Consider the following 12,012-nt stretch of genomic DNA (forward strand, 5'->3'; position numbering starts at 1 on the left):
GCGCAAATATCAGAAGGCTCTTTTTTTAAAACCAGGTTACTGTTACAACAAATTTTTCTTTGTCAAATTCATATTCTAATTTCCCGCCATACCGCTCTGCCGCTCTCCTGGCGCTTTCCATGCCGATTCCGTGAAGATGTCCCTCTTCCTTTTTGCTGGCCAGAAATTCTCCTCTTTTTTCCGGCTGCTCCCCTATAGAATTTTCCACAGAAGCCTGAAGCATCTCATTGGCCCGTCTGATTTTTATTTTAATCCAGCCGGCTCCCGGCTCCATTTTTTCACATGCCTCTATGGCGTTGTCCCCTAAATTTCCAAATACGGCGCAGATGGCTTCCTGGCTCATAAAATTCTCCGGCACAGGATCTGCCTGAATCTGGCAAAAGCAGCCCATAGACTCTGCTCTTGTTCTAATATAATTTAAAATAATATCTAAAGTATCATTTCCCGTCCAGATTAAGGGCTCCATTTTTAAAAACGGCTCTCTAAGACTTCCTAAATATTCTAAAGCTTTTTCTCCTTCTCCCCGGCTGATCAGCTGGGTCAAAACCATTAAATGATTTTTCATATCATGGGCCATTTTCTCTTTTTCTTTATTTTGGTCAATTAAGGTTTTATATTCTCTTTGAATCAGCTCCTCCTTCATCTGCAGTTCTCTCCGCCTTTCTGTTTCTTTTCTGTACCTGGCGTAAAGAGACATAAAAAAGCAAAATAATATTACCAGCACCAGACAAAGCGTCCAGCCAAACAGGCTGTACATGTTGGTCTCCTCAATTGTCAGCCAGGACAAAAATCCCACTCCCAGGGAGCCGAAAAATGTAACAGTAAACAGGCTTTTGGAGCTGTATGCCATTCCTGTTTTCACCAGCTGTTTTATTCCCAGATAAAAGCCCGCCAGCAGAACCTTATTCATTACTAAATATCCCAGCCTCCATAAGGACAGCTGGTTTAAAATAATATAAGCAATTTTCCCGTTTTTTCCGGCCACCCCCACTAAGGATATGGAAAAGAAATCAATGATGTAAATACACATAACAAAGAAACTGACTAAGGAAACTGCGAAAAATATATCTGTCTGAAACAGAATTACGGAAGTAGCGCAAATATAAAATACAAAGAATAAAGCTTGTATTTCCGGCATCACATCCCAATATCCCATAATCTGATGAACAGCTGTAAGAAGGGCTGAATGAAACGCCAGGGTTCTGTTTTTCTCAGGTTCCCTGGAAAATAAATTAATAAAACAATAGCACAAAAAGCTTTCTAAAAAAACAGCTCCCGCCTCGCTGATGTAAAAAATTCCGTTCATAGGCTATTCCTCCAGAATCTGCTGATTTTTTCCTTTACCTCCCGCATTCTGGTGCCTCCCACAGGCAGTTTTTCTCCATTTCTCAGAACTAACTGGCTGCCGTCCATTTTCATTACATGATACAGATTTACAATATATCCTCTTTCAATCATAAGAAAATCATCGCCTTTCAGTTCCTTTTCCACCTGGCCTAAAGGTTTTCTCACCTTTATTTCTTCCTCTTTCAAAATAAACACAGAGTTTTTCTGCTCCTTGCAGATATATAAAATATCTCTGTAAGGAATTCTCTGCACCTTTCTGGCTGTTTCAATTACATAGCTTACGTCCTGCTGCAGCTTTAAAAGGCGGAATCCGTCCTCCAGGGCCGCGGGAAGGCAGATATCCGCCTCCTCCTTAGGAATATACCGGAAAATAGACAGCTCAAAGGATTTGACTGCATATCTGGTGTGAGCTGTAATAAAAATAATAATTGCCTCAGGCTGCAGTTTTCTGATCCTCCCTGCCAACTCCATGCCGTTTATATCCGGCATTTCTATATCCAGAAGGAACATGTCAAACTGCTTTCCCTCTTCTATGTCGTAAAACAGAGTAGAGCTGTGAGTATATAATGTTATTTCAGAAGCCTGGAAAAGCTTTCTGCAGGTTTCCTCTGTAAGAGCTTTAATTTTCTCCAATACCTCCGGCTGATCATCACAGATTCCTATGCGGTACATAGCTCCCCTCCATCTTAGTTGTGCACGGCGCTTCTTAAAATTCCTCTGCTGATTCTTCTCACCTTATCAGTGCACTGATAGCTGGTATCTTCATACAGAATACTGTGCAGCTTTTCTACATTTTTCTCCAGAGTATTGGGAACCAGAACATTCCCCTTTTTCCCCAATAAGGCCTCCTGGTACTGGAAAGGAAATACCTGACTTTCTACAATATTAAAATGGTCTGCCTTTTTTCCCATATCCGCCAGCTGCTGCGGGCTGATAGTCGTCTCAATTTGAGGCAGTACTGTCTCTAAAATCTGATTTATCGCCGGCCAGCCGGCCTCCTTCATTTTATCTAAAGTCAAAGAAATCACTTTCCTTTGACGCTCTGTTCTTTTTAAATCATTATCCATTAAACGCAGCCTGCAGTAGGCCACTGCCTGAACTCCGTCCAGATGATTCCACCCTCCTTTCTTTAAATGGTTAGAGCCAATTCCCGTAGTTTTAACAGTTTCTGTAATAAAACTGTTGAGATAGTAAAATTCTTCATCTGTTATTTCCAGATCAATACCGCCTAAAATATTAATAGTCTGCGCAACTGCTTTCCAGTTACAGGCAATAAAGTCGTCAATCTGCAGATCCATATTCTGATTCAAGTCAGAAACCATTTGAACAGGACCGCCTTTAAAATAAGACTGGGTTACTTTGTGGAACGCTGCCTCCCCGCTTCCGCCCATAACATATAAGTCTCTGGCCACAGATACTAATCGTACTTCCCCGCTTTCTCTTTCAATAGTGCACAAAATAATAGTATCTGAGTTTGCAGGGTCATCTGTCATATCTTCTCTTCTGCTGTCTGTGCCAAATAAAGCAACAGTCCAATAATCCTTCAGCTTTTTGCTTGTTTCTTCATTTAAATTTGTGTTTATCATAGCAGCCTCAGTTTCAGGGCCTGTATACATGTGTATCATCCCCGCCATTCTGGTTACATACAGCAAACCAGAACAAACTAAAAACATGCAGAAGGACAAAAACAAAAGTCCTGCTTTTTTCAATTTTTCATTTCTCTTCATCTGTTTATCCTGCCTTTCAATAATGATGACTTTAGTATACAGCCTGTTCTCTCATAAAAATCCTTTTGTCCCTGAAAGGCATGTTTTCTGACTTTAAAAATGATGGTAGCGTTTCCTTGCCCTGATAATCATTACCACTGCAAACACAACTGCAATACTCAGGCTTAAATAGCCCATATAAATTAAGTCCTGCTTTTGAAAAATGGCAAATAAAATCCTGAAAAAACCTGCGCAGAAAACCCCTAGTCCCCATAAGGCCACCGCCTTTCCCATCTGCTGCGTATATTCCTCTACATCCTCACGATTTACCTGAGACCGGAAAACCTTTTGTATTAAATTAATATTTTTCTTCAGCCATATATTCATTCCCGGAACCATGATTAAAATTCCTATGATTCCTATAACAATTCCTGAAAACAGTATATTTCCCATGATTTACCTCCTGCGGACAATCTTTATATTCTTTCTTAGTTTACTCTAAAATACAAGTAAATTCAAACATATTTCCATTCCTCTTTTCTCTGTAAATTAACTGGACTTTTATTCTATAAAAATTGATGAAATTATCAGATTTTATATACTTTATCAAATAACTATGATATACTGAATGTGGTTTATTTCATTTTAAGGAGGAGATTCTATGGATTTTAATTCTCAACAATATTATCAATCTGCCAGTTTAGGGACAGAGTCCCTGGGTCGCTACACTGCTAAAACCTTTGGCTGGATGTTTTCAGGTCTTTTGACCACATTTATTATTTCCATTGCCACATACATTTCAGGCGCGTTTATGCTGGTGTTCACTATTCCTTATGCATACCTGATTTTAGCAGGCTTAGAGCTGGCTGTAGTAGTGTATCTCAGCGCCAGAATCGAAAAGCTTTCCGTAGGCGGCGCCAGAGCGTTATTCTTTGCATACGCTGTTTTAAACGGTATTGTATTTTCTTCTTTGTTTTTAGTTTACCAGGTTACTGTTCTCATTTGGGTATTTGCAGCCACCTCCCTGTTTTTCGGAATTATGGCTGTTTTAGGCTACACGACAAATGCTGATTTCAGCAGGCTCCGCCCATTTATGACAGCAGGTCTTATTTTCCTTGTAGTGTTCTGGCTGTTAGCTATGTTCATTGATTTAGGGCAGTTTGAGACTATTATGTGTACCTTTGGCATTTTCCTGTTCCTGGTATTCACAGCTTATGACACTCAGAAAATCCGCGCATACCACGCATATTACAGCGGAAGAGCAGATATGGCGGCTAAGGCATCTATTTTCTCAGCGCTTCAGCTGTACTTAGACTTTATTAACCTGTTCTTATATCTGCTTAGATTTTTAGGCAAGAAAAATAACTAAATACTTAACAAAAAAAATCTTGATTGCAAAAAGGCCGCCGGCGCTGTGAACTTACAGCATCGGCGGCCTTTTCATCTTATGCCTGCTCTTCTTCCATTCTCTTTTTATAAATTTCCACTACTTTTTTCATGGCCTCCCGGCCGGGAGCTCCTATAGTATTTCTCTTCTCCACACATGTTTTCATGCTGATGGCCTCAAAAACATCCTGGTCAAAAACAGGGCTTTCTTCTTTAAACTCCTCTAAAGTCAGATCATCTAAGGCACAGTCTTTAGCAATACATTTTAATACGAGACGGCCTGATACTCCGTGAGCATCCCTGAAAGGCACTCCCTTATTTACAAGATAATCAGCTACATCTGTAGCATTGGTAAATCCGTTTTTAGCGCTGGTCTCCATTACATCCTTTCTGAAGCCCATAGTAGATACCATGCCGGTAAACAGAGAAACGCAGCCCTTTACCGTGTCAATGGCGTCAAAGGTCAGCTCCTTATCTTCCTGCATGTCCTTATTATAGGCTAAAGGCAGGCCCTTCATAGCAGTTAAAAGAGACATTAAGGCTCCGTACACTCTTCCTGTTTTGCCTCTGATTAACTCTGCAATATCAGGATTCTTCTTCTGAGGCATAATGCTGCTGCCTGTGCTGTAGGAATCGTCCAGCTCTACAAACCGGTACTCATTAGTATTCCAAATAATAATCTCCTCGCAGAAGCGGCTTAAATGCATGGAAATAATAGAAAGAGCCGCCAAAAACTCAATTAAATAATCTCTGTCTGACACAGAATCCATGCTGTTTAATGTAGGGCCGTAAAATCCCAGCAGCTTAGCTGTGTATTCCCTGTCTAAAGGATAAGTTGTGCCAGCCAGGGCTCCTGCTCCTAAAGGGCAATAATTCAGCCTTTCCTTAATATCATGGAGTCTTTGCCTGTCTCTTGTAAACATTTCAAAGTAAGCTCCAATATGGTGAGCCAAAGTAATAGGCTGGGCTTTTTGTAAATGAGTAAATCCAGGCATAAAGGTGTCTAAATTGTTTTCCATAATTGTTAAAAGCTCTTTTAACAGATCTTTCAAAAGGTGAGAGAGCTCCTGTATTTCATCCCTTGTGTACAGCTTCATGTCTAAAGCCACCTGGTCATTTCTGCTTCTTCCTGTGTGCAGTCTTTTTCCTGCTTCCCCGATTCTCTCAGTTAAATTCGCCTCCACAAAGGAATGGATATCCTCGTGCTCCGGTGTAAATTCCAGACGGCCCTCTTCAATATCCTTTCTGATTCCCTTTAACCCCTGGATAATTTTGTCCCTGTCATCTTCAGACAAGATTCCCTGTTTTGCCAACATTGTTACATGGGCAATGCTGCCTTCAATATCCTGATGATAAAACTTTCTGTCAAAGGACAGGGATTCATTAAAATTGTGCACCAGCTGATTTGTTTCCTTAGTAAAGCGTCCGCCCCATAATTTCATATTCTTATCTCTCCTCTTCTGATTCTGATAATTTTTTCTTTTTCCTGTAAGCCGCCTGCTTTTCTGCTGCCATAAAAACTAAAAACAGTCCCAGACTGACCGCTGATATTAAGCCGCCCGTTCTTAATCCTACAGGCTCGTATTCCATCTGGATTTTATGCAGCCCCGCTGTCAGATTTACACTTAAAAATGTATCTAATATTTTCTCTGTTTCTGCAGGCTCTCCGTCCACTGTTACCTTCCAGCCTAAATCATAGGGAATAGAGGTAAACAATTTGCCTGCCTCCTGCATATCTACAGTGCCTAATAAGGAGGTATCTGTCCATTCAGTCAGATTCCACGGAGACTGATTTAATTTCCCGTAAACCTCCTCCAATCCCTTCTCAGAGAAACGGTAAACCCCTGCGTTTATTGTCTGGCCTTCCGGCTCCTGGACAGTCAAGGTAACTGTTTCCCCAGCTCTTAAATAACCTAATTCCAGCAAATATCCTCTTTTTACATTATCAAAGGTCTTTGCATTAATCCCGGCTTCCGCCCGAACCTGATCTACCTGCTTATTTTCCACATACACATAGTAATCGCCGTCTATTGCTGTGGTAAAAGTGTAAGTACTTCCAGATTCCTCTCCCCATATCTGCTCTAAAACAGGGGAAGCTCCCGTCATATAACACAAATCGTTCTGAACTCCCACAGGATTGCCTAATTCTGTCTGCCAGTTAGTGTCAAAATCTCCAGGCACTCCAAAACCTAAAGGCAGAGTATATGCTTTTTCGTAAAGCCATGTGTCCCCCTCCAGATCTGTTAAGGTCAGCAAAGGATTATTTGCCTCCTCCTCAGAATAAATTCCATATTTAACAGAAAATAGTGAGTCGACTAAAGGTGTGCTGCCGGTAATACTATAGGAGTTTGTGGAAGCCTCGCACCCCAGCTTTTTAAATAATGCCGTCAAATCTGCGTTGGCAGTTGAGGAAAACAAAGAAACTGAAGGAAAATTCATCCATGCCCCGTCGTTTTTTGTCTTTCTCTTTACCTTCTCCATTCTGTAAAACGGAGCAGATGGAGAAAGCCTTTCCACTAAAGCTATTACGTCCTGATTATCTTCTGTGTACGCAGTTCTGCTGGTAGTAGTAACGCTTGTAATCGTAGTATTTACAGCAGCCTCCACAGACACCAGCCCCAGAGCTAAAAGCACCACCAGATTTTTATTGGCCCTGCCCTTTTTCCATAAATAAATAACTCCTGCATACAAGGCCAGAATTAAAATAGCTCCGTAAAATATAGCAAAACGAAATTCCGTGTTTTCTGTTAAATCCCCCGCCATCTCCTCTGCCAGCAAAATAAATGCAACGGCTCCCCAGAAAGCAGCCGCCCCGTGCTTCCATGGAATACTGTCTAAATTCTCATAGGCCCTGAAGCATACTACTAGCATCAACGCAATGTATATAAAGGACTGGCGGCATGGCAGGCTATTTGGGTAATGAAAACCATGCCATATAAAATTCAGCACATTAATGGAAAAGCTGGCGTAAAAGAATAACAGTAAACCGCAGTATACTGCCTTTTCCTTTACAGATATTTTCCTGCAGCACAGATACAAAAGGAAAAACATAAGCACCGCCACGCCGCAGTAAATATTAGGCCAGTGATCTAAGCCAATTTCCACCTGCACATTGCCAATATGTCTGGCAATCATATCAAATATAGAAAAATAGGACTGAAATGTTTTAGGGAAATTAAATTCTCCTGAAGCCGTAGCCTGAAGGGCGCAGATTTCAGGAAGCAGCACACCGGCGGCCAGCCCTCCCGCCAAAAGAGAATATACAGAGAAATGTATGATATTTACTGCATAATCCCTCCATTTTTTTCTGTTTTCCAAAATCAGAAGGGCCCCAAAATACAGCACCATGAAAATACAAATCATTATAGAAATATAATAATTTGATAAAATACAAGCTGCCAGCGAAATGCAGTAAAGACCGCATTTTTTCTCCTTTACCAGCCTTTCTAGGCCTAACATTACTATGGGAAATAAAATAATACAGTCCAGCCACATAATGTTCCAGCTGTAGGCGGCCATGTACCCGGACAGTCCATAAAAAATGCCAAAATAGCCGATTCCAAAGCCGCCGCCAAATCGTTTTTTTAAATAATAGGCAAAGGACAAACCTGCCAGGCCGATTTTCACAACAATGGAATATGTCATAAATTCAATAATCAGGCCCTTGGGGCAAAAGAAAATCAGCCAATTAAGGGGACTGGCCAGATAGTAGGCAAACAGGGCGGAAAAATTAACTCCCATTCCCACATCCCAGCTGTACAGCAGGCTGCCTCCCATTCTCAGTTTATACTGAAATTCAGAAAAAAACGGAGCATACTGGTGGTACATATCCGTTCTTAAAAAGCTTTCTTCTCCAAAGGGAAAAATCTCTCTCTGAATAAATATAATAATCATTACTGCAATAGGAATCCAAAAAGCCGCCGCCAAGCCATCGGCTGAGGAAAACAGAAGTCGTCCTCTGTTCTTTGGCTTTTTTTCTTCCCTTCCCAGATCTTCATTTAGATCTAAGGACTCTAAATCTAATTCCTGAAAATCCCCGTCTCCCACATCCTCCTCTTCCATAACAGGATCTGGCTCAAAAGGCATAGGCTCTCTCATGGGAATGCTTTGATCTTTTTCTGACATCATATTCAATATATCCTCTAATTCTTTAGAAACCTGGTTAATTTCTTCCTGTTTCATTTCCATTCCCCTTTGAAGGCTTGTCCTTAAAAATAAACCATTTGCTGAACAAATAATTGGCAACCAGAGAAATAGCAGACACAACCACCTTGCAGATCATATCCTGAGTAATTCCAAGTCCGTCTACCATAAATACCATGGCAAAATATGTAAAAACTGCCGTGGCAATTCTGCAGGTAAAAAACGAGGTTATTTCTTTAATTAAATGGGCAACAGCAAATTCAAAATTGCGGAACACAAATAACTTGTTTGTCACATATGCAAATAAAATGGCCGCCGCCTGGCAGCAAATAGTGGCCAGCCTGTAGTCCATGCCGCCCCACCGGAAAGCTGCGTAAGAAAACCAGTCTACTAAGGTAGTCAGCACTCCAAAAATCAAATAAGAAATTGTTTCTCTATTTAAGGTTTTATTTAATAACCTGCTTATCATGGAAATACTCCTTCTTGCAAATGTTTCAGGCACATATGGCTATATTTTATTATACAGTCTGTGAAAAGTAAAGCCCTGATCTTAGGGCAGTTCCTCCAAAAACTGTTCCGCTCCTTTGGAGGTATGAATTTTCCCGTCCTCTGTAATAAATACAGCATACACCTGGTCCAGGCTTTCCACCAGCTGCAGCGCCTTTTCAAGCCCCAGTGAAAAGCAGACTGTGCTGAGCCCGTCTCCGTCCACTGATTGTTCTGATACTATGGTAACGCTGGTCAGCCCGTTATTATAAGGGTATCCTGTCTTAGGATCTAAAATATGGTGATAATTTACCCCGTCCTTTACAAAATGGCGCTCATAAACTCCAGACGTAACCATAGATCTGTCGCTGATATCTAAAACTCCTATTACCTGATCCTGCCCCTCAAAGGGCTTTCTAAGGCCAATGCGGAAGGGCTGTCCGTCCGGCTTTTCTCCCACGCATAAAACATTTCCTCCCAGATTAATCACAGCGCTTTTTACATTTTCCTCCAGCAGATAATCTTTCAGCCTATCTGCAATATAGCCTTTTGCAATGGCTCCTAAGTCAATTCTGGTATCGTCAGACTGAAAAATCACCTGATTTCCCTCTACTTGAAGCTGCCTATAATCCACCTTTCTGGCCCCCTCCTCCAGGCTTCTCTCATCAGGCACCTGAGGATTTTCTGCAGTAAAATCCCATTGACTGCTTAAAGGCTCTATTGTTATGTCAAAGGCTCCTTCTGAAAGTTTGCTGTAGTAAAGCCCTTTTTCTATTAGTTCAGCTGTCTCCTCCTGAACCTCCATGGCTCTTGTCCCCGGCTCTCTGTGATTCAGCCTGTAAATATCACTTCCCTCTATGGTTCTGCTAAGCATATTTTCATATTCCCCGCACAATTTAAGGCAGCCCGTTAAAATATCCTGGTCCTCTGAATCATAAAGAGTAACAGTTACAAAGGTATTCAGCAGAAAGGCAGACTGGCTGATAGGCTCAATCTGTCTATTTTCTTTACAGCCAGTAAGGCAAACCGTCAAAGCTGCGCACACAGCTGCAGCCGCCAACGCAAATTTTTTCATCCAGCCACTTTTTCCTTTCTATTATTATAGAGAAACATTAAAACGGCAGCTCCCACAATCACCACATATCCCACGCAGCTGTATTTGTCCGGAAGCTGGCCAAAAAACATCCATCCCATAACTGCCGAGAATACAATCTGAGAATAATCATATACAGATATTTCTCTGGCAGGCGCATAAAAATATGCGGCTGTTATAGAAAACTGGCCTCCTGCAGCCGCTGTTCCTGCTAAAAGCAGGCTGGCAAGCTGCCAGGCGCTCATAGGATGATACTGTAAAATCAAATAAGGCAGAGTAATCACACATGTAAAGGCTGAAAAGAAAAACACAATAAACGGGCCCTTCTCCCCTTTTTCTCCTAATAATCGAACCATTGTATAAGCCGCCCCGGCTCCTAAACCTCCCATCAGTCCTATAATAGAAGGAAATAAATCCATATTTACAAACGTAGGCTTAATAATAAATAAGCTGCCTATAAACGCCGCTCCTACTGCCGCAGCCTGCACAGGCTTTACTTTTTCCTTTAATATAAAGTAACTGAAGATAATGGCAAAAAACGGAGACATTTTATTCAACATGGAAGCATCTGCTAACAGCAATCTGTCAATGGCATAGAAATTGCACAGCATCCCAATTGCTCCAAACACAGACCTTAGAATCAAATATTTCATGTTTCCTTTTATTCCTGAAAACCACATTCTGTCTTTTATAAGAATTACTGTTGCAAAAATAGCCGCCACAAAATTTCTGAAAAAACTTTTTTGTATAAAAGGCAAATCTCCTGCGCCTCTTACAAACACATTCATCAGGGCAAAACAGAATGCGGAAATAATTATAAAAAAGATTCCTTTATGTTTTTTATTCATAGATTCCTCCTGAAAATTATTTCCTTTTTTGCAATACATATTTGATTTTTATATGAAAAGTGTTATACTTTATTTTAGTTATTGTATGCATGTGAGGAATAAATATATGAAAATCAAGCAATTATATACGTTTCAAGCTGTATGTGAAGAGGAAAGCATAACAAAAGCTGCCCAGCGCCTTCATACTACCCAGCCGGCGATTTCCCGCACCATTAACGAACTGGAGGAATTCTTAGGCGCCAGGCTGTTTGACCGCTCCTCCCGCAAGGTGGCGTTAAACGAGACAGGCCGCCTGTTTCTTTCTAAAGTAATCCCTTTGCTGGAGCTGTATGACGATTTGGAGCATACCTTTCAGGATTACGACAAAAAAACTCCTCTCCGCCTGGGAGTAACTCCTGTGATTGTCAACTCCTGCCTGCCGGGAATTCTGGAACGTTTTCAAGTAAGTAATTCTGATACTGATATTAAGGTTACAGTAGAACATGAAAAAGAGCTGGAACGGCTGCTGCTTCACCATGAACTAGACCTGATTCTCATGGAAGGCATACTGGAAAACGAAGCTATAGTAAAGGTTCCCGTGGCCTCTGAGCCTTTAGCTGTACTGGCGGCTCCCAACCACCCTCTTACTCAGCTTCCCTATGCCACTGTTAACGAAATGGTGGAGTATCCTTTGCTGTTTCGCGAAACAGGCAGCTCCATCCGCCATATGATTGACAGCGCTTTGCTGTTTTACAGCGTTTCCGCCTCCCCTGTGTGGACCAGCGTCAGCTCCCACTCTCTTTTAGAAGGAGCCCGCCAGGGCTTTGGAATCACGATTCTGCCCCGCAGGCTGGCGCAAAAGGATCTGGATGCAGGTCTTTTAACAGAGATCCCAGTGGTGGATTTTAACCTTTCCTGCACCAATCATGTTATGTTTCTCCAGGATAAATATCAAACTCTTGCATTTCAGTCTTTAGTTAATGTTATTTTGTTTTCAGCAGGTTAAAATAAATTAATGAAGAAT

General features: G+C 41.4%; 11 protein-coding genes. 2 read left to right on the plus strand and 9 right to left on the minus strand.

The features are described 5' to 3' along the window. Positions 1–25: 25 nt before the first annotated feature. From C1A07_RS05205 to C1A07_RS05220, 4 genes are all read right to left on the minus strand, one after another. Entirely contained in the window at positions 26–1,306 is a 1,281-nt protein-coding gene (locus C1A07_RS05205; protein WP_101876168.1) for a sensor histidine kinase, read from the minus strand. Continuing rightward, a complete protein-coding gene (locus tag C1A07_RS05210; protein ID WP_101876169.1) occupies positions 1,303–2,019 on the minus strand; it encodes a LytR/AlgR family response regulator transcription factor in 717 nt (238 codons plus the stop codon). The genes C1A07_RS05205 and C1A07_RS05210 overlap by 4 nt, the downstream gene beginning before the upstream one ends. 14 nt (positions 2,020–2,033) lie before the next feature. Continuing rightward, entirely contained in the window at positions 2,034–3,074 is a 1,041-nt protein-coding gene (locus C1A07_RS05215; RefSeq protein ID WP_101876170.1) for an LCP family protein, read from the minus strand. Positions 3,075–3,167: 93 nt separating this feature from the next. Beyond that, on the minus strand, positions 3,168–3,506 hold the full coding sequence (locus C1A07_RS05220; protein WP_101876171.1) for a hypothetical protein: 339 nt from the start codon (positions 3,504–3,506) through the stop codon (positions 3,168–3,170). A gap of 208 nt (positions 3,507–3,714) precedes the next feature. On the opposite strand from C1A07_RS05220, the gene C1A07_RS05225 reads away from it, so the two are divergent. Beyond that, positions 3,715–4,422, plus strand: a complete 708-nt coding sequence (locus tag C1A07_RS05225; protein WP_101876172.1) for a Bax inhibitor-1/YccA family protein — start codon at positions 3,715–3,717, stop codon at positions 4,420–4,422. A 76-nt stretch (positions 4,423–4,498) separates the two neighbouring features. Here the strand turns inward: C1A07_RS05225 and argH are convergent, their stop codons facing one another. The 5 genes from argH to C1A07_RS05250 all read right to left on the minus strand — a co-directional run bounded on the left by argH (position 4,499) and on the right by C1A07_RS05250 (position 11,009). Then, positions 4,499–5,881 (minus strand): argininosuccinate lyase, encoded by a 1,383-nt coding sequence (argH, locus tag C1A07_RS05230; protein WP_101876173.1) that lies wholly within the window; start codon positions 5,879–5,881, stop codon positions 4,499–4,501. Between the two features lie 4 nt (positions 5,882–5,885). After that, positions 5,886–8,627 carry a YfhO family protein gene (locus tag C1A07_RS05235; RefSeq protein WP_101876174.1) on the minus strand — a complete coding sequence of 914 codons (2,742 nt, stop codon included), beginning with the start codon at positions 8,625–8,627 and terminating at the stop codon, positions 5,886–5,888. Then, positions 8,602–9,051, minus strand: coding sequence for a GtrA family protein (locus C1A07_RS05240; protein ID WP_101876175.1), 450 nt, complete (start codon positions 9,049–9,051; stop codon positions 8,602–8,604). Before C1A07_RS05240 ends, C1A07_RS05235 begins: the two co-directional genes overlap by 26 nt. Positions 9,052–9,132: 81 nt before the next feature. Then, the gene (locus C1A07_RS05245) at positions 9,133–10,143 is read right to left on the minus strand and encodes an FAD:protein FMN transferase (RefSeq protein ID WP_101876176.1); all 1,011 of its coding nucleotides are present in this window, start codon (positions 10,141–10,143) and stop codon (positions 9,133–9,135) included. Further along, positions 10,140–11,009: a DMT family transporter gene (locus C1A07_RS05250; RefSeq protein WP_101876177.1), complete on the minus strand. Its 870-nt coding sequence runs from the start codon at positions 11,007–11,009 to the stop codon at positions 10,140–10,142. The genes C1A07_RS05245 and C1A07_RS05250 overlap by 4 nt, the downstream gene beginning before the upstream one ends. Positions 11,010–11,115: 106 nt before the next feature. Here C1A07_RS05250 and C1A07_RS05255 point away from each other — a divergent pair, with 106 nt between their 5' ends. Then, positions 11,116–11,994, plus strand: a complete 879-nt coding sequence (locus C1A07_RS05255; RefSeq protein WP_180952185.1) for a LysR family transcriptional regulator — start codon at positions 11,116–11,118, stop codon at positions 11,992–11,994. The last annotated feature ends 18 nt before the right edge of the window (positions 11,995–12,012 follow it).

The sequence above is a fragment of the Lachnoclostridium edouardi genome (assembly GCF_900240245.1).
GTDB classification, from domain to species: domain Bacteria; phylum Bacillota; class Clostridia; order Lachnospirales; family Lachnospiraceae; genus Lachnoclostridium_A; species Lachnoclostridium_A edouardi.

Bases quoted from the DNA above. Each gene is read 5' to 3' on its own strand.
- argH (WP_101876173.1), bottom strand. From the start codon at position 5,881: ATGAAATTATGGGGCGGACGCTTTACTAAGGAAACAAATCAGCTGGTG.
- C1A07_RS05205 (WP_101876168.1), bottom strand. From the start codon at position 1,306: ATGAACGGAATTTTTTACATCAGCGAGGCGGGAGCTGTTTTTTTAGAA.
- C1A07_RS05255 (WP_180952185.1), top strand. From the start codon at position 11,116: ATGAAAATCAAGCAATTATATACGTTTCAAGCTGTATGTGAAGAGGAA.
- C1A07_RS05220 (WP_101876171.1), bottom strand. From the start codon at position 3,506: ATGGGAAATATACTGTTTTCAGGAATTGTTATAGGAATCATAGGAATT.
- C1A07_RS05245 (WP_101876176.1), bottom strand. From the start codon at position 10,143: ATGAAAAAATTTGCGTTGGCGGCTGCAGCTGTGTGCGCAGCTTTGACG.
- C1A07_RS05250 (WP_101876177.1), bottom strand. From the start codon at position 11,009: ATGAATAAAAAACATAAAGGAATCTTTTTTATAATTATTTCCGCATTC.
- C1A07_RS05215 (WP_101876170.1), bottom strand. From the start codon at position 3,074: ATGAAGAGAAATGAAAAATTGAAAAAAGCAGGACTTTTGTTTTTGTCC.
- C1A07_RS05235 (WP_101876174.1), bottom strand. From the start codon at position 8,627: ATGGAAATGAAACAGGAAGAAATTAACCAGGTTTCTAAAGAATTAGAG.
- C1A07_RS05210 (WP_101876169.1), bottom strand. From the start codon at position 2,019: ATGTACCGCATAGGAATCTGTGATGATCAGCCGGAGGTATTGGAGAAA.
- C1A07_RS05240 (WP_101876175.1), bottom strand. From the start codon at position 9,051: ATGATAAGCAGGTTATTAAATAAAACCTTAAATAGAGAAACAATTTCT.
- C1A07_RS05225 (WP_101876172.1), top strand. From the start codon at position 3,715: ATGGATTTTAATTCTCAACAATATTATCAATCTGCCAGTTTAGGGACA.